Here is a 21,056-nt window from a genome sequence, read left to right as displayed (position 1 = left end):
TGTGAAATTCATTGAAAAAACGTGTTTTTTATATAATGTTTATTGCTTTGTTTGTGTTATCAGCTTGTGGTAATAAAACAGAGCAAGGTTTAAAAGTAGGAGAGCAAGAACATTTGCATAACGGTGATTTACAAGAAGTCACTGCTTCTGCAGATATTTTACCATCATTTCTCGACGATAAACCTGAAGACATGCGACTCGTTTATGAAGTAGCAGGATCCGCAACTGATATTATTGAGTGGATGCCTTGTTACTGCGGATGTGGTGAAAGCGCTGGACACGGAAGTAATATGAACTGCTTTATCGATGAAATTCGTGAAGATGGTTCTGTCGTATGGGATGATCACAGCACGCGTTGCCAAGTTTGTCTAGATACGGCAGTAGAATCGGTAATGATGACACAAGACGGTAAAACGCTAAAAGAAATTCGCGATAATATCGATGAAAGATATAAAGAGGGATTTGCGGAGCCAACAGATACGCCAATGCCTTCTTAATAAAATAAAAAGCAGACCCGACTCGGTGTCTGCTTTTTTTTCTACCTAATAAACAGTTGGAATACAAACGCATTATTCCTGCACAGGGTTAAATCTATCGAATCCAACCAATCGGCGGGCTAATAAATGATATAATTGAGTTAATAGATACGAATTAGAGAATGGAGATGATAGTATGACAAACTATCCATTTGTTGCGTCATGGAGTGGTGGAAAAGATTCTGCAATGGCTTATTACAAGGCGATTAAATCTGGTGCTGTACCGAAAAGAATTCTGACCATGTTCGAGGAAGAGGTCGGGCATTCTAAATCACATGCTCTTTCATTTGAATTTGTTCAAGCGCAGGCAAAAAGTTTAAACGTCCCACTCATGATCCGTCGAGCAGGTTGGCAAGGTTATGAAGTCCAATTTTTGGATGCGATGAAGGAATGTAAGCAGGCGGGCATTCTCCATGGTGTTTTCGGTGATATAGACCTTGAAGATCATCAGAAATGGGTTCAACAAACATGTGCGAAAGTTGGAATGGAAGCAGTGCATCCATTATGGATGGAACCACGGCGAAAAATATTAGAAGAATTTATTAGCCTTGGTTTTGAAGCTTACGTTGTTGTGATTAATACGAAGATGATGCCGGCGAATTTTATTGGACGTAAGTTTACAATTGAACTTATGGACGAACTAGATGCATTAGGTATTGATTCATGCGGTGAATTTGGTGAATTTCATACTGTCGTAGTCGATGGTCCGATTTTTAATGAAAGGCTACCGATCACTTTTGAAGAAGAAGTAGAGAGGGACGGGTATGTGTTTTTAAGCGTTGGATTAAAAGAATAAGAATTGCGTAGTAGTTAATTGTCCCATACAATGAAACAGAATCTTTAAATTAATATAAGTAAGTTACAAGGCAGTGAAAATAGAATAGTGTTTTAATCTACCGAGAAGGGAGAATGTAAGATGAAATTAGATCCCCGTAATCCATTGCCACTACATGTACAACTTAAAGAAATTATTATGCGTTCAATTAATGAAGGCCGTTATCAGGATAAGATTCCGAGTGAGAGAGAATTAACTGAACAACATGAAATTAGCCGATCCACTGTACGCGAAGCCGTATCACAACTCGTGCAAGAAGGAATTTTAGAAAAAAGGCATGGCAAAGGTACATTTATCTCGATTAAACCGATACATGATTGGTTGGGCACTTTAAGCAGTACTTCTGAAACGGTGCGTAAAATGGGCATGACGCCAGGTGCAAAGTTGCTGGAACATGGAATTGTAGTAACGCCTTATCCTGTTCAAGAACTAACAGAGGAAATAGAAATGTATTTAATTAAGCGTATTCGCTATGCGAATGAAACTCCTCTTGCTATTGAAACGCATTACTATCCAGTAGAAATTGGTCAAAAACTTGCGAAGCTTGATATTGCAACAGGGACAATTTATGATTTACTAGAAAATGAGTTGCAGCTTCAATTATCGGAAGCAGAGCAGATTATTACGAGCAACCGTTTGAGTAATGAAGACGCAGATCTTTTAGGGATAAATCAATCTGACAGTACGCTGCAAACAGAACGTTTTTTGACCGATACCGAAGGATCATTGATTGAGTACTATACCGCAAATTATAGGGCGGATATGTATTCTTTTCATATTAAGTTATCCAGGGAAAAGTAATTAATTATTAATTATTAATTATTAATTATTATGATGGTATTAATCAAATTAAAACTACATATATGAGTAAGTACTGATAAGACTTTATCGAATGCGACTTTATTTAACGCGTTTAAATTGAAGTCTTTTTTTTATGTGTTCAAGGTTTGAAATAATACTATTCTTAAAGTAAAAGATGCTACCTAATTAAATATATTGTCGGTATTGTTAGATTAATTCGAAAACAGGTATACAAATAAATTTAATCGTGCTATTATACTAATAATTCCAAACTGGTACGGACAACATGATGAGTTGGTGTGGAAGTGTAAGTGTTATCCGACAGTAATTGACAATATAGGACATACATATGTTATTTGAAAAGAAACCATTGTCTACAGAATAATAATAAGGAGGATATGAATGGATGTCTCGATTGTATTTCAGTCAATATTACTAATTGCATTTATGATTTTCATCGGGGCACTCCTAGCCAAGACATTTACTTTCAATGATGATACGCGCCAAATGTTAATTAGTCTTATCGTTAACGTAGCGATGCCATCAATTATTCTATCAAGTATTTTTAATGTTGAGATTAACAGCGATACATTTAAATTGGTTGCAATTGTATTCGGTGTTTCAATAGCAACGAACGTCGTCGGGATAGGTCTTGGTTGGGTTTTGGCGAATTTCTTTTATAAAAAGTCAAATAAAAAACGTGAAATCGCATTACTGTCTGGATTGGGAAATACGGGATTTATCGGAATTCCACTCTGTGCAGTTTTGCTTGGTCCTGAAGGTGCTTTGTTTGCAGCAATATTTGATGCGGGTGTAGATTTTACAATTTGGACAGTAGGCGTACTTATGCTTCAGAAAAATAGTAAGTTCTCTTTTCAAACGCTTAAAGCAATGGTGAATATACCGACTATTGCAATCGTTTTTGGATTGACGGCTGCTTATTTTAACTTTAGACCTCCGACATTATTCATTCAGTTAAGTAATCAATTGGCGGCTTTAGCAGCACCGCTTGCTATGTTCTACATAGGTATTTTGATTATGACGCTACAACGTGCAAGGGTTCGAATTGCAGGGCCGAAAGTATGGCTCCCTGTAACAGTGAAGCTGATTTTACTACCTTTGTCAGTTGCTTTAGTAATTGGTTTAGTTAATTTTGAACCTCTTGTCATTCAAACGATACTCATTCAATCGATGATGCCGACGTTAACACTCGCATCTATTCTGTTTGCGAAGTATTCAGCAGACGAAGATATCGGCGCTTTGTCAACCGTGTTATCAACAATTTTCGCATTACTCACGATCCCATTACTTATTTACTTAATGAACTTATTCATAACCTACTAAATTTAAAAGAGTGGAAGGATGAAAATGATGATAAAAGCAGACTTAATTATTTATAATGGAAGCGTTTTAACGCTGGATGATGAAGGGACAAATGGAGGATCATTGACAAGCTATAAGGGTCGTATTACTGGAATATGGTCTGATGTAAAGCCGCCAGAAGAACAAATAACACGTTCGGAAGAAGTAAAAGAAATCGATTTAAATGGTGCAACGATCTTGCCAGGATTTATCGACACACATAATCATCTACTCATGTACTCACAGAATAAAAGACAGGTAAATTGTACATCACCATTACATAAAAGTATTACAGACTTGAAAAAAAGTATTGCGGCGGCCACTTCTGATAAAGAAGTAGGAGAATGGATTCTTGGATATGGTTATGATGATACCTTGCTCGCTGAAAAACGTCACCCAACTAAAGAGGATTTAGATTCAGTAAGTACTGACTATCCAATATTTATCCGACATATTTCGGGCCATCTTGCTGTTGCCAATACGACGGCATTAAAGTTAGCTGGATTAGATAAAGAAACAGAGAAACCTGATGGGGGTCATTTTGGAAAAGATGAACTCGGTGAACTTACTGGAGTACTTTATGAACCTGCGGCGATGGATATGGTTTTCGAACATGTTCCTATACCGAGTACTGATGAGTTAGTTGAGCTTATTGGTGAAGGTGCTATTGATTATATGGCGCAAGGTATCACGACGAATACCGATGCTGGGGTAGGTTTGTTTCTCCTTGAAAGAGAGTTCGATGCTCACATACGTTCAATACAAGAAAAAACAAATCCTATGAAAATGCGTTTCATGGTATTAAGTTATTTATTGGCAAACGATGGTGTTTTTAGTAAATACACAGCCGCCGAACTCGACAAAGAAATACAAGAAAAAACAAATGGAAAGGCAAAATTAGATAGCGCGAAATTATTTCAAGATGGCTCTATCCAAGGACTAACGGGTGCACTGCGTGAACCTTATTATTGTGACGATAAGCTTTATGGAGATCTAATATTTTCCCAGGAGCAACTGAATGAATATGTTCTAGATTTCCATGAACGAGGATTCCGTGTAGCGACACATGGAAATGGTGATCGTGCGATAGGTTCTGTTATTGAAGCATATGAATATGCCATTCAAAACGGCGAAAAACGTGATCATCGTCATCGTATTGAACATGTGCAAACAGCTTCAAAGGAAGATTTAGAAAAAATGAAGTCACTTGATATTGCGGCCTCTTTCTTTATTAATCATGTTTACTACTGGGGTGACCGTCATCGCGATATTTTCTTGGGACCGGATCGTGCTGAACGAATGAATCCGCTTAAAGAGGCTGCAGACCTTGATATGTTATATACACTTCACTCGGACTGTCCGATTACACCTATTTCCCCTTTGTTTTCAGTTTGGGCTGCAGTTAATCGCGTCACCCGAGATGGTGAGGTATTAGGTGAATCGCAAAAGATAGACGTGGAAACTGCACTGAAATCAATGACGATTTACGGTGCAAAATTGAATTTTGAAGCTGATGAAGTAGGGAGTATTGAAGTTAATAAAGCTGCTGATTTTGTAGTGCTGGCAGAAAACCCAATGACAATTGATCCGATGCAGATTAAAGATATTCAAGTGCAGATGACGATTGTAGACGGCGAAATAGTTTATCAAGGGTTGTAAAAGCAATCCTTGTAAATTCAAAAGACTGAAGAATTAGAACGATTAAAATGGGGGAATGAAAATGGCTTGGTATTTAACGTATTCACTTGGATATTTTATAGTGATGTTTGCGATCGGTATTTATTATTTTACGAAGGTAAAAGATGCGGATTCCTATTTAATTGCGGGTTGGAATATGAGTTTCTGGAGTATAGTAGGGACAACAATTAGTACGAATATTGGAGCTGCGGTTTTCATTGGCTATGTTGGAATGGGATTCACTGTCGGAATGTCAGGTTACTTTAAGTTTGCATTGCCTGCTTATCTTACGAGTATGCTACTCATCTATTTCTTCAGTAAACCGCTCAGAAGGCAAAGGCTTTATACAATGGCGGATTTATTTAGTGAACGATTTGGTTCGAAAACAGGAATTATACCGTCTGTGTTATCTGCATTTATTTACTCGGTTCCCGCAACGTCTCTACAAATTGTTGGTATGAGTACTGTGTTTAGTATGGTTTTCCATATTGACGTTAAAATAGGAATTCTTTTATCGTTTGCGTTAATTCTTGGCTTTACAATTCTTGGGGGCTTAGTAGCTGCAATTGTAACTGATGCTTTACAAAGTTTTATACTTGTTATTGGTTTGTTTATATTAGCTTTTGCTGCTTTAAAATTTGGCGGTGGTATTTCAAATGTAATTGCCCATACGCCGAAAGAATTACTATCGCCAGCTGGCCCGGAAGGTATTGGAGAAGTATTAATGTTTGCGTTAACTGTTGCGCCGTTCTATTTAATTTGGCAATCAACTTGGCAAAGGATTTTCGCTTCGAGAACAGAGAAAATTGCCATTCAAGCGGGAACAGTAGGTTATATCATAACATCTATCATCAGTATATTGCCATTTGCGATAGGGGTAACGGCTCGTCAATTTGTACCAGCTGATATTCATCCAGATTTAATTTTTTCTTATGTTACAGTTGATTTATTACATCCTGCAATAGGCGGTATCGTTATCGTTGGTTTGCTTGCCGCATTAATGACAGGTGCAGATTCCTTCATTCTTCAAGGTAGTTCCAATATTGCACAAGATTTATATTTTCGTATGTTAAATCCGAATGCATCTGGCAAGCAGATGATGTTCGTAGCGCGCTTTAGTGTCGTGCTGATATCTGTTCTTGCATTAATCATTTCATTTTTCATGACGGATATCATTAGTGTTTATCAATGGGCATTAAGGCTTTCTGCTACAACAATAGTGTTTCCGTTTTTAGCGGTCATGTTCTGGAGAAGGACGACTGCAAGAGGTATTGTCATCAGTATGATTTCAGCCGGTGTTGTGACGGTTATATGGCCGTTCCTGAATACGGGATTAGATCAAGTTGTACCTGGACTCTTAGTCTCGTTAGTTACTATAGTAATTGCGAGCTTAATGACGAAGCACTCACCAAATGAAATTATTAAAGCGGTTTATTGGGAAGATCTTCCCTCTGCAAGTAGAGATATAGGGCAAGGTGATCCGTCCGAGTTAGAAAAAGTATAAAGTATGAAAAAGTAAGGCGTGAGAAATCTCGCCTTACTTTTATGCAAAAAAAAGCCGTAAAAGCGAATTCGCTTTTACGGCTTTAACAATTTTATTAAGGTAAATAAACACCTACGCCTGGTCCGAATGGAATTCCGAAACCAATGAAAACAAATAACTGGACGATCCAAATTAGCAGGAATGTCATTGAGTAAGGAAGCATTAAAGCCATTAATGTACCAAGTCCGGCTTTTGGTTCGTATTCTCTCATGAATGAAAGAATAATGACGAGGTATGGGTTCATCGGTGTGATGATGTTTGTTGAAGAGTCCGCGATACGATAAGCGACTTGAACGAATGCTGGATGATAACCAAGGAATGCGAATAGTGGAATGAAGATAGGTGCTTCAAGTGCCCACTTTGCAGATCCACTGAAAATAATTAAGTTAAGTAATGCTGTAAAGAAAATATATCCAATGATCACTGAAATACCTGTTAGTCCAATGTTTTGTAAGAAGTTAGCGCCGCTAACTGCAACCCAAACACCTAAGTTTGACCAGTTGAAATAACTAATAAACTGAGAAGCTGCAAATATTAAAACGATATAACCAGACATATCTTTCATTGCTTCAGCCATGAATCTTGGAATGTCATGTGAAGTTTTGATTTTACCAACTGTGCGACCGTATGTTATACCTACAACGATAAAGAAGAATAAAATGATAGGGATGATACCGTCTAAGAATGTAGAAGGAATTATGCCGCCGTCTTCATTTAGAAGTATTGAATTAGGCCAGAACAACCCAGTTGCAAGTAGTGCTAAGTATAAAAATCCTGCAATACCGGCATTACGTAGTCCGCGACTTTCATCTGCAGAAGACGCTTGAATTTGCTTGTCTATTTTACGCGTAAATTTTCCGAGTCTAGGTTCAACAAATTTATCGGTTAAAATAGCACCTGCAATTGCTAAAACAAATACAGATACAGCCATGAAATAATAGTTATCTACAGGTGTAACAACCATATTAGGATCAAAAGTTTTAATCGCTTCTGTTGAAATCCCGGATAGTAATCCATCTGTTCCGTTAATAATTAGGTTTGCGGTAAAACCTGCTCCGACTCCCGAGAATCCAGCAGCTAAACCTGCGAGTGGGTGTCTACCAATTGTGTAGTAAACCATTGCAGCAAGTGGGGGGATAATTACGAATGCCGCATCTGATGCAATATTACCCATAATTCCTACGAATACAATTGTGAAGGAAACCAATCGTTTTGGTGCTTTCATAATCGTGCGTTTAATTGTTGCTTCAAGTAGGCCAACACGTTCAGCCAATCCAATACCAATCATCATCGATAGTACTAATCCTAAAGGTGCGAAACCTGTAAAATTCGTTAGCATAGAAGTGAGTATGTATTGCACACCTTCACCAGAAAGTAGGCTTTTAATTACGAGTACTTCCTCTGTTTTAGGGTGTGTAACAGTCACTTTGAAAAGGCTTACAATCCATGAAGTGAGAATAACAGTTACTGCTAAATATACGAAGAGCATAAATGGGTCAGGTAGTTTATTACCTGCTCTTTCTACTGCTGCTAAAAATCCTTTTTGACGAGCGCCTTCTGTTTCGTTCTCTGACATCTTTGTACCTCCTAAAATAGATATATTAGAACCCACTGAAATTCTAATATTTCTATTGTATACAAATACATGTAACTTCCGCAATGTATTTTTTAGTTTTTTAAAAATTATTTGTTCTATGGCGTTGTGAAGTGTGTTAATATTTTAATTAAGGCAATAAACAAATAAGATTACCTTAAAAGAAAGAGTTGATAAAATGAGTTGGGAATTTATTAATGAAAAAGTAGTTGCGTTAAGAAGACAGTTTCATGTTAATCCAGAACTAAGTGGGCAAGAATTTGAAACATCCAAAGTAGTTCAAGAGACATTGGAAAAAGCAGGAATTACCTTCCAAACAGGATTCGCAAATACGGGTGTACTTGGTATTATAGAAGGTGGAAAACCTGGTGGAACACTTGCATTACGCGCTGATATGGATGCTCTACCAATCTTGGAACAAACAGCTATTGACTTCCCATCAAAAAATCCAGGTGTCATGCATGCATGTGGCCATGATGCGCACACGGCTATGCTTTTAGGGACTGCCTTACGTTTAAATGAAATGAAAGCGCTTTTACCTGGGAGAGTGTTACTCGTTTTTCAACCGGCTGAAGAGGCTTCTCCAATTGGGGGATCGCGTCCAATGCTAGATGATGGCGTATTTAAAGAGTTTCGTCCGGATGCAATCATAGGACAACATGTATGGCCGAGTTTGCCAGTTGGCCAAATCGGAATTAGAGACAAGGAAATGATGGGTGCCTCAGATTCATTTAAAATTACGATTAAAGGTGAAGGCGGCCATGCGAGTATGCCGCAAGAAGGAAAAGATGCGATTGTCATTGCTGCAGAATTTATTTCAGCGATTCAATCAATTATTAGTAGGAATACAGATCCACTTGAAGCGGCTGTTATAACAGTTGGGACAATTTCTGGCGGCTATCGTTACAACGTAATTGCTGATGAAGTGAAATTAGAGGGAACTGTTAGAACTTATAAAAAAGAGATTAAAGAGCTTGTTAAAAAAAGATTAAATCAGTTCATTGAAGGTTTTGAAATTGCTTACGGTGTGTCAATTGAGCTTATATACACAGACGGTTACGAAGCTACAATAAATACGCCGGAATGGGCACAATTGATTCGCAGTCGTGTTGTAGAAAAACTTGGTGAAGAAGCTGCGCCGACTGTAAATGCATCACTTGGCGGAGAAGACTTTTCACGTTTTCTTGATGAAGTACCGGGTGCATTTTACTGGTTAGGTTGTGGGAGAGAAGAAGTTGAAGTGCAACGACCACTTCACGACGCCAAGTTTTATTTGAATGAAGATTGTCTTGGACTTGGTGTAGATTTAATGACTGATGTTGCTGTTGAAGCGCTTGCTAAGATAGCGAATAAAGGTACTGGAAAGTAATGAACCGTTCACAAATCGATTTTAAAACAAACTCCATTGAAAAAGAATTAATAGAATGGCGTCGAGCGCTTCATCAAATACCCGAAACTGGTTTTCTAGAATTTCAAACAACTGCGTTTATAATGGCCAAGTTATCAAAGCTGGATTGTACATTATTTGTTGGAGAGGCTGTCATGACAAAAACAGGCAGAAAAGGCATGCCTTCTGACAGAGAAATGAAAGATTACTATCAATCAGGTTTGACTATAGAACAAGATTTGTTGGCACAAATGAAAGACGGAATGACGGGTTGTGTCGCGGTATTTGATAGCGGTCGGGAAGGACCTCATACCGTTGTTAGATTTGATATTGATGCACTTCCAATTGAAGAAACGCAAGACGAAAAGCATATGCCAAATCAGGAGAATTTTGTGTCTACACGATTTGGAAGTATGCATGCATGTGGTCATGATGGGCATGCAGCAATCGGCATTGGTGTCGCGAATCTACTAGATGGTATGAAGGAAGAAATGAAGGGTAAGATTACGCTCTTGTTCCAACCAGCCGAAGAAGGTGGCAGGGGCGCACAGGCTATGGTCTCGAAGGGTTGGACGAAAGATGCGGATTATTTTTTAAGTGGTCATCTCGGTTTTTTAGAAGAACCAGTTGGCACAGTGGCTTTAACAACGAGCGAATTTCTAGCCACAACTAAGCTAGACGTAACTTTTAAAGGGGTTTCTGCGCATGCAGGGAAAAGCCCTGAAGTGGGAAGAAATGCTTTGTTAAGTGCGGCTTCTGCAGCGCTTCATCTAAATGGAATTGCGAGACATTCAGAGGGAGCAACACGTATTAATATCGGGAAGTTAGTTGCAGGTGCGGGACGTAATATAATTGCCGATCAAGCGAAGATGATGATTGAAACGCGTGGCGAGACAACTTCACTTAATGATTATATGCGCTTAGAAGCAGAACGTATTATTCAAGCGAGTGCATGTCTTTTCGATACAAAAGTAGTTGTTGAGGAAACAGGTTATGCCGAAAGTGCTGTTTGCGATAAAGAATGGATTGATTGGGGGAGAAAGGCACTACAAGGGAGTTCATATGCTACTCAAGTAATAGATGAAACTAAACTTGGTGCTTCAGAAGATGCTACTGCTTTTATAAATGATGTCCAAGATCATGGTGGTAAAGCGACTTATATTATTGTTGCATCGCCTCTCAAAGCACCCCATCACCATCCTGAATTTGATTACGATGAAAAATTATTAGCTGTAGCCGTATCGACATTTACCCGACTCTTAAGTTATCATCATAGTATGAGCATGAATTTGTGAAACTATAGTTAAGGACTGAGTATAGATGACGGTTAAAATTGGTGTCATTGGACCAGAAGATTCTGTGCGTAGAATATTAGAAATAGGTCAACAATACGAAACGGTTGAGTTAATCCCTTTTATTTATACAGCTACTGAAGAAGTGGAAGATATTTTGAAAAACAATAAAGAATTAGTAGAACAATGGTTTTTTTCAGGACAATCACCCTATTTTTATGCGTATGAACGAGGTTTAATTCAACCAGAAGACGCTGCATATACAAAGCTACAGGGCTCGGGTTTTTTAGGTACTTTACTAGAAGGTATTTTTGTTGAGGGTAAAATCTTTGAACGCGCAAGTATCGATACACTACCAAATGAAGCAATTGAACGCAATAAATCATTTTATAAATTAGAAAGCATTCAATTTACAACTTTTCCATATGAAGGTTATCGACCACAATCAGGCATTCTTGAGTTTCATATTGATGCATTTGAATCAGGTCTGTCTGAAGTGGCTTTCACTTGTATTTTAGGTGTCCGTGATGAATTGATAAAGCGTGGAATCCCCGCATTTCGAATCATACCATCTGATATGTCTATTATGATGATAATCGAATTGCTGGAAGAACGTATTTATACTGCACGAAATAAACAATCACAAATTGTCCTGCTTGGTGTAGAGGCTATTCTATCAGAAGAAAATAGTCGGAACTTGCCGTATTCCTTTCGTTTAAAAAGACAAGCTTTATTAATACAAGAAAGACTGTTAACGACTGCGGAAGTACTTCATGGCTCTCTAATGACATTAGGGGACGGCTTATACTTTATTTATTCAACTTATGGTGAAATTGAAGGGGAATTACAAAAAGGTTCACTTTCACTTTTAATTCAACAAGTTGAAAAACAAAGTGGACTAAAAATTCGGATAGGAATTGGCTACGGTAACACAGCTATGCAGGCGGAGCAAAGTGTTCGACTAGCATTACAACATGCACGTCAAACAGATGATTCCCTAATTGTGTTAGTCGATGAAAATGAAAAGATTCGTCTACATGAGTCTGCAGATTCAAAATTGTCATATGAACAAAAAAGTTTTGGTGCTGATTGGGATAAATTATTTGATGGTGCGGCAATTAGTCCGCAAACTGCCTCGAAATTACATGCTTATTCAATACAATACAGAAAAGAAGCATTTACCTCTAATGACGTGGCTTTATGGATGAAAAGCACAGATCGTAATGGCCGGAGAATCGTCACGGAGCTTGAACGTCTAGGCATAATATCGCTTGCGGGAGAAGAACAATTAGGTGGGCGCGGAAGACCAAGGAAAGTTTATAAATTTAACTGAAATTCAAAATAAAATCCACTCAACTTCTTCAATGAAGGTGAGTGGATTTTTCAATACTTATAGTTCTTGGTAATCTCTTTGATGTATACCGCCGTCTTTTACTACTGAGTGATATAAAGCTTTTAAAGCATAGCTTTTTTCAATTTCCATCTCTTCCATTACTTTTCGGAGACGCACAGATAATTCAGGACTGTTCTTTACAAGTTGTTCCATTTTTGATTTTGAGTATTGCATGTATAATAAACCTCCCCGTACTATGAATTTCTTCTTACAGTATACCAGGAAACGGGTGTTATACTATACATAACTGCATGAAATGGGGAGACGATTTATGATGTTTAAAACAATTGGTATTCTTGCACATGTAGATGCTGGGAAAACAACTTTTTCAGAACAGCTACTTTATCATACAAAAAGCATTAGAGAAAGAGGGCGTGTTGACCATAAAGACGCGTTTCTAGATAGTCACGACATCGAAAAGAGTCGTGGCATTACCGTTTTTGCGGATCAAGCAGTTATTGAATTTAACGATTCTATTTACACCATTATTGATACACCAGGTCACGTAGACTTTTCACCTGAAATGGAACGCGCAGTGCAAGTGATGGACTTTGCGGTTATCGTTATTAGCGCTGTCGATGGTGTGGAAGGGCATACAGAAACAGTTTGGCAGTTGTTACAAAAGCATGCGATTCCAACCTTTTTCTTTTTAAATAAAACTGATCGTGAAGAAGCGAATATAGAAAATACGTTAGAAGAAATACGCTTATATTTAACAAAAGACGTCTTTGACATGACGACCTCTTTTAATAACGGCATCATGCAAGAAGACCTCGTTGAATTTATTGCAGAGAGAGATGAAGCTCTTTTTGAACAGTATATGGAATCAGGTTATGACAAAGTATTATGGTTGATTACATTAAAGAAGATGATTAAAGAAAACAAAATATTTCTTTGTTCAAGTGGATCTGCACTTAAAGATGTTGGTATTATGGCTTTTTTTGAGAAAGTAGATGAACTTACAGAAACCGATTATATAGAAGAAAGTGAATTCGCCGCACGCGTCTATAAAATCCGGCATGATGAAAGTGGAAGCAGGGTGACCTTTCTTAAATCGATAAGTGGATTGTTATCTGTTCGAGATGAAGTGAAGTGTAGAGGAAATGTGGAAAAAATCACACAAATTCGTTCCTACAATGGGGATAAATTTAAGATTGTAAATCAAGTACATGCGGGCGAAATGTTTGCTGTGACAGGACTAACTGAAGCTTCCATTGGGGATGGTGTAGGAGCGCTAGAAGAAAAGTCAGTCTTCGAATTAATTCCTACATTAATATCTAAAGTTGTTTTCGATTCTTCCATGCACGTGAAGGAGGTACTCGGGTGTTTTACGACTTTAGATGCTGAAGATCCTTCTTTACGTGTTTTTTGGGATGAATATTTTGGTGAAATTCACGTGCATGTAATGGGTGTAATCCAATTAGAGGTACTTCAACAGATTGTGAAAGATCGTTTTAAATTTTCGGTCACATTTGAAAACCCAAAAATCATCTATAAAGAAACGATTGAAAGAGCTGTGACAGGTTACGGACATTTCGAACCATTAAAGCATTATGCTGAAGTGCATTTAAGAATAGAGCCTGCTGAACGAGGTAGTGGCATTTCATTCGCTAATGCAAGTCTTGCAAATGATTTGTCTACCGGCAATCAGAACTTAATTCGCCATCATTTATTTGAAAGAAATCACCATGGACTATTAACTGGTTCGATAGTTACAGATGTGAAGATTACGCTATTAACAGGAAGAGGACATAATGAGCATACATCAGGTGGAGACTTTAAAGAAGCTACTTTCCGGGCATTAAGACAAGGGCTTGAACAAGCTGAAAATAGATTACTTGAACCTTATTATGATTTGAAAGTAAAAGTCCACTTAGATGTAATGGGGCGCGTACTTTCTGATATTCAACAAGCGCATGGAAGTTTTGAGCCGCCTGAAACGATTGGCAATCAAACAATTATTAAAGGACGTGTACCCGTCGCCACATTTATGAATTACAGTACGACATTTGTGTCCTTTACAAATGGAAAGGGTAGCTTAACCTTAAAATTTAGTGGTTATGATAAATGCCATAATGAAGCGCAAGTCATTGACGAAATAGGTTATAACAAAGAGGCGGATCCCGAGTATTCCTCTACATCGATCTTCTGTGCAAAAGGGAAAGGTTATAAAGTTCCTTGGGACGAAGCAGAAAGTGCGATGCATTGTCCGAAGTAGGTTGGTGAAAACTTATAGCGAAGTACCATCAAACCTGAAAATAGCGAAACGTTCATTGTCATTTTGTTCATATAGCTCTTGTAATTTCACTTCTTGAAACAGTTTAAAGGGTGTCTTTGTATTGATATATTGCATATATGCGGCTGTTGGGTAGTAAAGGATGACATCAACAACGCGTTTATCTTTTTCAACAGAAAGCAAAATATTATCAAGCACTTTTCCAAATATAACAACAGAAAATGGGTTGAAGAAATAAAACTTATTGTCTGTTGGTCTTATTTTATATTGCTCTGCCAAAATACATTCAAAACGAATTGATGACTGAGCTATTTTTCTTTTTCGCATATAGTTTACCAAGTTATGAAGTGCTTCTTGATATAAAATATCGCTCACTTCTACACCGACAACCGCTGTTTTAACACGGTTATGAATATAGAAGGGAAGTCGGCCCTTGCCACAACCGAAGTCAACGACAACGTCTGATTTTTGTAATTCATATTCAGAAAAAAGCCCGTCCAATGCAAAATAAGGCGTCGCTTCGTAACGGTTATGATGAACCGAACTTGTCAGCCATTCACGCACGCCAGTTGTTTTAATTTGAAGTTCTTTATCATATTCTTTTTCATTCATAGAATTCACCTCTGTTAATTAATCAAGTACTCTAATTATAGCCTAAATGAATGCGATGTAGCTTAAAAGAGGTAAAGGTTTTCTGAAGAAAAGAACGAATAGAGAAATTGAGTTGAAAACTAAACGATATTCGTAGGTTGGTTACATATATCGGACAGTTTACAAGATATATCAGCGCTTTGACTGTTTATATCGGACACTTTTTCTAATATATCGGCAAATCAGGACTTTACACCTATCCATATAATCATAGAAAAGGAGACAATCCATTAAAAATGGATTGTCTCCTTTAAATTCTTTTCATTTCACGAAGAAGGCGGTATCTGAACTTCAAAACTTTCAAATTCAATTGGATCTCCTTCATACGGTTTAAACTCGATTTCGATTTCCTCGCCATCTAAACCATATTCTACACCGCCGCCATCAATTGCATGAGTAATATAGGGTGTTACGGTTAATTTTTTCACGGCATTAGAAATTGGGTCAAATAATCTGTTACCACTTTGATGTTCTATACCATTATCACTAGTACCCGTACTAGAACCTGAGAGAATTTGAATTTCATTACCTGATTCATCCACTACATGAAAATCAATATTGCCCGTTTGGAATAAACCTTCATCTGCAACAGCATCGAAATGTAAGAGCAGACCAGCAGGACTAATTTTCACATCAGTTACAGAAAGATCAACGCCACCAGAATGTTGGGAGTGATTTATATTGACTATTTCCACGTCAGTTTGGGCTTTTACCGGAATTTTAAATTTCCATTTCCTGTTGTCAGGACCTTCGAAAATGAGTCCGAATTCAAATTCATCAGGTAATTCAGTGACAGTATCGATGTCGTATATGCTGGTGCGATAAATCGGTGTCAGGTCATTCTGCGATAGTCCACCACCGTGATTAAAATGTTTTCCGTTAATGGTAAAGTCCGGGCTCCCACTTTCAAAATAATTTTCTTTGAGCGGTTCTTGTGATTCCAATGAGTAACTCACCGTAAACCGCGTACCATTGTAAAAGACTTCGTCAATCGTTATCGTATCGCCCTTTACAGTCTTGGAAGTTCCGACAATTTGTGTCAAACCAAGACTGCTTACTTGATTTAAACCGCGGTCACCTGAATCATTGAAAATGGATCCTATCATCGGAATTTGTGAAACGATATTGGCCACAACGGGTGATACAGATGCTGAGCCGACTAACAAGCCGAATGCAACGGCAGCGGCACTTGCAGTATATAAAAGTTTCCTCCGCATGGACTTCTTCTTTTTAGGTATCTCTTCTTGAAGTGCTTCAAAAATAATGGAATCTAATTTTTCAAGAGGAACATGTATGTTGTCGATTTCTTCTTTAAATCCCGGAATTTTGTCTGTCATCCGAATAAACCCCTTTCAATTTTGTCTTTAATAACGCTAAACCACGTCTAATATTCGTCTTCACTGTACCTTCTGGACAACTTAAAAACGTCGATATTTGCCCAATTGTATAATCTTGATAATAACGAAGTAATAAAACAGTTTTGTACTTCTCTTCGATTTCATCCAACGCATTAAGGAGATCAAGTTGAACTTCAGGTTTTGCATGAGATGATTCACCAAAATGCTCCATAATTTCAGGGCTTATGGGTACAATCTTTTGCTTCTTTTTTAGGGAATCAATTGCTGTGTTAATTAAAATTCGTGTGATCCAAGTTGAAAAATAGTCGTTATTTTCAAGGGAAGGTATTGCTTTCAATGCTTTGTATATCGTTTCTTGAAAAACTTCTAACGAGTCGTTCTCGTTTTTCATATAAATAAAGGCTATTTTATAAAGCTTTTCTTTCTCTCCGTGAACAAGTGCTTGAAATGCTTCTTTGTCACCTTTCTTCGACCGTGCTACAAGTTTTGATTTCGTTGCCAATCTTGTATCCTCCTTTCTTGTTCTGCTTATTAGAGTGAATAGGGGAGCAAAACGATTCAATTATTTAAATGTCTTTTTATAATTATTAATTCGAAAATAAATATACTGTCACCGATTGTTGGACTGTCACACTTATCCCGAAGAATTAATACCACTCGCCAAATCCTGAAAGTGGAGCAAGATATATAGTTACTATTTTATTTGTAAGAAAAAACAATTAATTGCTACAGAAGAACAGGGATGCTGTATAGCTAAATGTTATAAAAAGAAGAGAACGTATTTTCTTTATGTCATTATAACTATCTTGTTTACAAACAATTTACAACCCTTTAATACTACCTCAACAATCGTTCGATATATTTATAGTATCGAATCGAGAGAGGTAGGTGCTGATTAATTTGATAGCAGATTTACATATGCATACAACTTGTTCGGATGGAGAATTAAACCCAGTTGAGCTAATAGAACTTGCATCGAAACAGGGACTAACCCATGTATCTATTACCGATCACGATACAATCCTCGCATACAATGAAGCTGTGCATGCAGCCATATTATACGATATTGAGTTAATAAGTGGTATTGAGTTCAATACATCTGGTCCAAATGGAGAATTACATATACTTGGATACGGTATTGATATATCGAATTCATCTTTAAATAATTATTGTGATTGGCGTAGGAATGATCGAATTGGTTGGAGTCAAGAAATCGTTGGAAAATTAAATGAGCTTTCTTATGAAATTGAGTGGGAAAAGTGTTTTGAGCGTGCAACCGGCGGTATTATTGTACGCACGCATATTGCAGATGAACTTGTAGCAAAGGGCTATTTTAAGACGAATTCAGAAGCCTATGAAACTTTATTAGAGAAAGGTAAAGCCGCTTATATCCAACGAGCTACATTTACGTCAAAAGAAGCAATAGATTTAATTCATGAATGTGGGGGATTAGCTTTTCTCGCTCATCCAGGCATATATAAGTTTCGTTGGTCGATCGATGTTCTTATTGAAGAGGGAATCGATGGAATTGAAGTGTTTTACGCAAAGCATGATGAAACAGGGACGAAAAAGTGGTTGGAACTAGCTATCGATAATGGTCTTGCGACGAGTGTCGGCAGTGACTTTCACGGAGAAACATCTAGAAACCCACAAATGATTGGTACTGTAAGTTATGATGAAACGCTTGTTCATCCATGGCTTCAACTTCTGCTTCAAAAGGAGAGGGTTTCTTTATGAGGTTTTATGGATCTTCTACACTATTATGGGGCCATTCATGTGAATACATATTTAAGCGATTTGCATCAGTCGGCCTACAAGGTGTGGAGTTATGGGCGGAACAATTTTGGCATGAAAAATGGTCTGGTCGTGAAGTGTATGAAAATGCAAAAAGAAATGAGCTTGACTTAACGCTTCATGCAGCAAGTTGGGATTTAAATATTTGCTCGTTGAATATCGGGATCAGAAAGCAATCAATAAAAGAAATAAAAAATTCACTGGAACTAGCACAGATGCTAAATATTAGTAATGTCACTATGCATCCAGGACGTTTAACGTTAAATGAAGACTGGGAACAATTTCATATTGAAATACTTCAGGAATCGCTTGATGAACTTGAGGCTTTTGCAATAGATTTGGGTATCACACTTTCAATAGAACTAATGGAATTCGTGAAAAAAGAATTTATTACTTCTGCACACGCGTTAAATAATTTAGTCGACCATCGTTCAGATTTTATGATGACGACATTTGATATAGCACATTGTCCACTTTGGCTAGACCCAGAAACTGTTTTAAAAGAATTAAATAAAATTAATAAAATACATTTAAGTGATTCAACAACCGAGAAGTTTCATGTTCCATTAGGAGAAGGCAGTATTGACATTCCGCCAGTGATGAAATTAATCGAAAAACTTCAAGTTCCAATTGTAATTGAAGGATATGATTATTTGGAACAGGGAAAAATTTTGGAGAAAAATATTCAATATCTTGTACATAACGGACATTTAAGAATGCAGGGGGTGCATGTATGAGAATCTTAGTGACAAATGATGATGGTGTTTATTCTCCTGGAATAAATGCACTAGTAGAGGTTTTACAACATTACGGTGAGGTTGTTGTCGTCTGTCCAGATCAAGAGAAAAGTGCTGTGAGCCACTCGATTACATTGCGGGAACCACTCGAAGTTAAGGAAACCAAGTTATTCGGTGAAAAGGTAAAAACTTGGGTAGTTAACGGTACGCCAGCAGATTGCGTGAAGCTAGCAGTCGACGTGCTGGTACCAGATAAGATTGACCTTGTCGTATCAGGAATGAATATCGGTTCTAACGTTGGACGTGATCTTCACTACTCTGGAACGATTAGTGGTGCAGTCGAGGCTTCATTACTAGGACTCCCGGCGATTGCGGTATCGCTAAATGTAACAGATGTACTTCCAGCGAATTACAGTTCGCCTAAAAACCTTCTTACTAAGATAATGGATATGATTTTTAAAAATGAGTTACCCAAAGATTTATTGTTAAATATTAATATTCCAATCGTTGAGTATAGTGAGTGTAAAGGAATTAAACTGGCGACACCGGACTTTAGTGTGAATCGGTATCGTCATGTCGAAGTATTTAATCCAAACGGAAAGTTATTTTATTGGATGAAGGATTGCCATTCAGAGCTTACAACAACAATTCCCAATAGTGATTTTGCGTTAGTAGAAGAAGGATATATTACAGTTACTTCATTGGACACAAAAATGATCAATATAGATGGCAAATGTAAAGTTGTGGAATTTATTAAAAATCATGAAAATGAAGATAAAGGGGCATATATTAGATGATTAAAAAACAATTATTACTATTGTTATTGTGTTTGACTTTATTACTTTCAGCTTGTACAAGTGGTGAGAAAAAGGAAACAACGGATGAAAAATCAGAGGAAGATAAAGATGCAACAACAGAGGAAACAGAAAAAGTAGAAGGCGAGCTTCAATTTTACACATCACAACCAGATACGGATGCCACAGAACTAGTAAAACAATTTAATGAGGAATACCCAGATGTAGATGTGAAAATTTTCCGTTCTGGTACAGAAGAAGTCATTGGGAAGATTTTAGCCGAAAAACAAGCTGGAGCTATACAAGCGGACGTATTACTCGTAGCTGATAGCGTAACTTTTGAAGGCTTAAAAGAACAAGAGTTATTGGCAACTTATGAATCTCCAGAACATAAGAACATACCAGTAGAATTTATAGATGCTGATCATATGTATGCGGGAACGAAAATCATGTCGACTGTTTTAGCTGTAAACACAGAAAAGGTAGAAGAATTACCGACATCATGGAAGGTATTAACAGAAGCAGGTAATGAAAAGCTTTCTATTATGCCAAGTCCTTTGTATTCGGGTGCCGCTGCTTATAACGTTGGCGTCTTAACACGCCAAGATACATTCGGCTGGGATTTCTTTGAATCGTTGAAAAGCCATGAAATGACCGTCGTGCAAGGTAATGGTGCTGCACTTAAATCTGTTTTGAGCGGAGAAAAGTCATATGGCGTGGTAGTTGATTTTATTGTAACTAGAGCAAAAGCTGAAGGTTCGCCAATCGAGATCGTTTATCCAGAAGAAGGTGTGCCCGTCATAACTGAACCAATTGGTATGATGAAAGATTCTAAAAATAAGACGGCAGCCGGAGCGTTTATTGATTTTGTCTTATCTGAAAAGGGTCAGCAAGTTTCAGCGGATCTCGGCTACACACCAATACGCGAAGGAATAGAAGCACCAGAAGGATTAAAAACATTTAAAGAAATGAAAGTAATTTCTGCACCTATTCACGAACTTTACAAAACGCGTGATGATGAGAAACGTAAGTTTAAAGAGCTTTTCGGAGAGTAAATATCAAAGGT

At 37.6% G+C, this 21,056-nt stretch carries 19 protein-coding genes; 14 read left to right on the top strand and 5 right to left on the bottom strand.

The window, feature by feature from the left end; translation table 11 throughout:
• Window positions 1–11 precede the first annotated feature (11 nt).
• From AC3RV6_RS16965 to AC3RV6_RS16940, 6 genes are all read left to right on the top strand, one after another.
• Window positions 12–497: a PCYCGC motif-containing (lipo)protein gene (locus tag AC3RV6_RS16965; RefSeq protein ID WP_489747134.1), complete on the top strand. Its 486-nt coding sequence runs from the start codon at window positions 12–14 to the stop codon at window positions 495–497.
• A gap of 175 nt (window positions 498–672) precedes the next feature.
• A complete protein-coding gene (locus tag AC3RV6_RS16960; protein ID WP_489747133.1) occupies window positions 673–1,332 on the top strand; it encodes a Dph6-related ATP pyrophosphatase in 660 nt (219 codons plus the stop codon).
• 120 nt (window positions 1,333–1,452) lie between these two features.
• Window positions 1,453–2,172, top strand: coding sequence for a GntR family transcriptional regulator (locus AC3RV6_RS16955; protein WP_489747132.1), 720 nt, complete (start codon window positions 1,453–1,455; stop codon window positions 2,170–2,172).
• A 402-nt stretch (window positions 2,173–2,574) separates the two neighbouring features.
• Window positions 2,575–3,516: an AEC family transporter gene (locus AC3RV6_RS16950; protein WP_489747131.1), complete on the top strand. Its 942-nt coding sequence runs from the start codon at window positions 2,575–2,577 to the stop codon at window positions 3,514–3,516.
• A gap of 24 nt (window positions 3,517–3,540) precedes the next feature.
• Window positions 3,541–5,193, top strand: a complete 1,653-nt coding sequence (locus AC3RV6_RS16945) for an amidohydrolase (RefSeq protein WP_489747130.1) — start codon at window positions 3,541–3,543, stop codon at window positions 5,191–5,193.
• A 61-nt stretch (window positions 5,194–5,254) separates the two neighbouring features.
• On the top strand, window positions 5,255–6,715 hold the full coding sequence (locus tag AC3RV6_RS16940; protein ID WP_489747129.1) for a sodium:solute symporter family protein: 1,461 nt from the start codon (window positions 5,255–5,257) through the stop codon (window positions 6,713–6,715).
• Window positions 6,716–6,809: 94 nt separating this feature from the next.
• Here the strand turns inward: AC3RV6_RS16940 and AC3RV6_RS16935 are convergent, their stop codons facing one another.
• Complete coding sequence (locus AC3RV6_RS16935; RefSeq protein ID WP_489747128.1) at window positions 6,810–8,330, bottom strand: AbgT family transporter; 1,521 nt, start codon at window positions 8,328–8,330, stop codon at window positions 6,810–6,812.
• Window positions 8,331–8,526: 196 nt separating this feature from the next.
• On the opposite strand from AC3RV6_RS16935, the gene AC3RV6_RS16930 reads away from it, so the two are divergent.
• The 3 genes from AC3RV6_RS16930 to AC3RV6_RS16920 are packed head-to-tail and all read left to right on the top strand — an operon-like array spanning window position 8,527 to window position 12,360.
• Window positions 8,527–9,717, top strand: coding sequence for a M20 metallopeptidase family protein (locus AC3RV6_RS16930; RefSeq protein WP_489747127.1), 1,191 nt, complete (start codon window positions 8,527–8,529; stop codon window positions 9,715–9,717).
• Window positions 9,717–11,030, top strand: a complete 1,314-nt coding sequence (locus AC3RV6_RS16925; protein ID WP_489747126.1) for an amidohydrolase — start codon at window positions 9,717–9,719, stop codon at window positions 11,028–11,030. Before AC3RV6_RS16930 ends, AC3RV6_RS16925 begins: the two co-directional genes overlap by 1 nt.
• Before the next feature lie 25 nt (window positions 11,031–11,055).
• Complete coding sequence (locus AC3RV6_RS16920; RefSeq protein WP_489747125.1) at window positions 11,056–12,360, top strand: hypothetical protein; 1,305 nt, start codon at window positions 11,056–11,058, stop codon at window positions 12,358–12,360.
• A gap of 57 nt (window positions 12,361–12,417) precedes the next feature.
• Here AC3RV6_RS16920 and AC3RV6_RS16915 read toward each other — a convergent pair whose 3' ends face one another.
• The gene (locus tag AC3RV6_RS16915) at window positions 12,418–12,594 is read right to left on the bottom strand and encodes a hypothetical protein (protein WP_489747124.1); all 177 of its coding nucleotides are present in this window, start codon (window positions 12,592–12,594) and stop codon (window positions 12,418–12,420) included.
• Window positions 12,595–12,694: 100 nt separating this feature from the next.
• On the opposite strand from AC3RV6_RS16915, the gene AC3RV6_RS16910 reads away from it, so the two are divergent.
• Window positions 12,695–14,638: a GTP-binding protein gene (locus tag AC3RV6_RS16910; protein WP_489749296.1), complete on the top strand. Its 1,944-nt coding sequence runs from the start codon at window positions 12,695–12,697 to the stop codon at window positions 14,636–14,638.
• 12 nt (window positions 14,639–14,650) lie between these two features.
• On the opposite strand, the gene AC3RV6_RS16905 is transcribed toward AC3RV6_RS16910, so the two are convergent.
• The 3 genes from AC3RV6_RS16905 to AC3RV6_RS16895 form a co-directional block, all read right to left on the bottom strand.
• Window positions 14,651–15,268 (bottom strand): class I SAM-dependent methyltransferase, encoded by a 618-nt coding sequence (locus tag AC3RV6_RS16905; protein WP_489747123.1) that lies wholly within the window; start codon window positions 15,266–15,268, stop codon window positions 14,651–14,653.
• Window positions 15,269–15,573: 305 nt separating this feature from the next.
• Window positions 15,574–16,644 (bottom strand): DUF4179 domain-containing protein, encoded by a 1,071-nt coding sequence (locus AC3RV6_RS16900; protein WP_489747122.1) that lies wholly within the window; start codon window positions 16,642–16,644, stop codon window positions 15,574–15,576.
• Entirely contained in the window at window positions 16,619–17,167 is a 549-nt protein-coding gene (locus AC3RV6_RS16895; protein WP_489747121.1) for a sigma-70 family RNA polymerase sigma factor, read from the bottom strand. The genes AC3RV6_RS16900 and AC3RV6_RS16895 overlap by 26 nt, the downstream gene beginning before the upstream one ends.
• A 398-nt stretch (window positions 17,168–17,565) precedes the next feature.
• Here AC3RV6_RS16895 and AC3RV6_RS16890 point away from each other — a divergent pair, with 398 nt between their 5' ends.
• Genes AC3RV6_RS16890 through AC3RV6_RS16875 form a run of 4 tightly spaced genes read left to right on the top strand, consistent with a single transcriptional unit; the run spans window position 17,566 to window position 21,045 of the window.
• Complete coding sequence (locus tag AC3RV6_RS16890; RefSeq protein ID WP_489747120.1) at window positions 17,566–18,402, top strand: PHP domain-containing protein; 837 nt, start codon at window positions 17,566–17,568, stop codon at window positions 18,400–18,402.
• Window positions 18,399–19,196, top strand: coding sequence for a sugar phosphate isomerase/epimerase family protein (locus AC3RV6_RS16885; RefSeq protein ID WP_489747119.1), 798 nt, complete (start codon window positions 18,399–18,401; stop codon window positions 19,194–19,196). Before AC3RV6_RS16890 ends, AC3RV6_RS16885 begins: the two co-directional genes overlap by 4 nt.
• Entirely contained in the window at window positions 19,193–19,993 is an 801-nt protein-coding gene (gene surE, locus AC3RV6_RS16880) for a 5'/3'-nucleotidase SurE (protein ID WP_489747118.1), read from the top strand. Before AC3RV6_RS16885 ends, surE begins: the two co-directional genes overlap by 4 nt.
• On the top strand, window positions 19,990–21,045 hold the full coding sequence (locus tag AC3RV6_RS16875; protein ID WP_489747117.1) for an ABC transporter substrate-binding protein: 1,056 nt from the start codon (window positions 19,990–19,992) through the stop codon (window positions 21,043–21,045). The genes surE and AC3RV6_RS16875 overlap by 4 nt, the downstream gene beginning before the upstream one ends.
• Window positions 21,046–21,056: the final 11 nt, after the last annotated feature.

The sequence above is a fragment of the Sporosarcina sp. So3-204 genome, from assembly GCF_058068165.1.
The sequence above is the reverse complement of the archived record's forward strand: the minus strand, read 5'-3'. Positions and strand labels throughout refer to the sequence as shown.

Bases quoted from the DNA above. Each gene is read 5' to 3' on its own strand.
- AC3RV6_RS16960 (WP_489747133.1), top strand. From the start codon at position 673: ATGACAAACTATCCATTTGTTGCGTCATGGAGTGGTGGAAAAGATTCT.
- AC3RV6_RS16955 (WP_489747132.1), top strand. From the start codon at position 1,453: ATGAAATTAGATCCCCGTAATCCATTGCCACTACATGTACAACTTAAA.
- AC3RV6_RS16950 (WP_489747131.1), top strand. From the start codon at position 2,575: ATGGATGTCTCGATTGTATTTCAGTCAATATTACTAATTGCATTTATG.
- AC3RV6_RS16945 (WP_489747130.1), top strand. From the start codon at position 3,541: ATGATGATAAAAGCAGACTTAATTATTTATAATGGAAGCGTTTTAACG.
- AC3RV6_RS16940 (WP_489747129.1), top strand. From the start codon at position 5,255: ATGGCTTGGTATTTAACGTATTCACTTGGATATTTTATAGTGATGTTT.
- AC3RV6_RS16935 (WP_489747128.1), bottom strand. From the start codon at position 8,330: ATGTCAGAGAACGAAACAGAAGGCGCTCGTCAAAAAGGATTTTTAGCA.
- AC3RV6_RS16930 (WP_489747127.1), top strand. From the start codon at position 8,527: ATGAGTTGGGAATTTATTAATGAAAAAGTAGTTGCGTTAAGAAGACAG.
- AC3RV6_RS16925 (WP_489747126.1), top strand. From the start codon at position 9,717: ATGAACCGTTCACAAATCGATTTTAAAACAAACTCCATTGAAAAAGAA.
- AC3RV6_RS16920 (WP_489747125.1), top strand. From the start codon at position 11,056: ATGACGGTTAAAATTGGTGTCATTGGACCAGAAGATTCTGTGCGTAGA.
- AC3RV6_RS16915 (WP_489747124.1), bottom strand. From the start codon at position 12,594: ATGCAATACTCAAAATCAAAAATGGAACAACTTGTAAAGAACAGTCCT.
- AC3RV6_RS16910 (WP_489749296.1), top strand. From the start codon at position 12,695: ATGTTTAAAACAATTGGTATTCTTGCACATGTAGATGCTGGGAAAACA.
- AC3RV6_RS16905 (WP_489747123.1), bottom strand. From the start codon at position 15,268: ATGAATGAAAAAGAATATGATAAAGAACTTCAAATTAAAACAACTGGC.
- AC3RV6_RS16900 (WP_489747122.1), bottom strand. From the start codon at position 16,644: ATGACAGACAAAATTCCGGGATTTAAAGAAGAAATCGACAACATACAT.
- AC3RV6_RS16885 (WP_489747119.1), top strand. From the start codon at position 18,399: ATGAGGTTTTATGGATCTTCTACACTATTATGGGGCCATTCATGTGAA.
- surE (WP_489747118.1), top strand. From the start codon at position 19,193: ATGAGAATCTTAGTGACAAATGATGATGGTGTTTATTCTCCTGGAATA.
- AC3RV6_RS16875 (WP_489747117.1), top strand. From the start codon at position 19,990: ATGATTAAAAAACAATTATTACTATTGTTATTGTGTTTGACTTTATTA.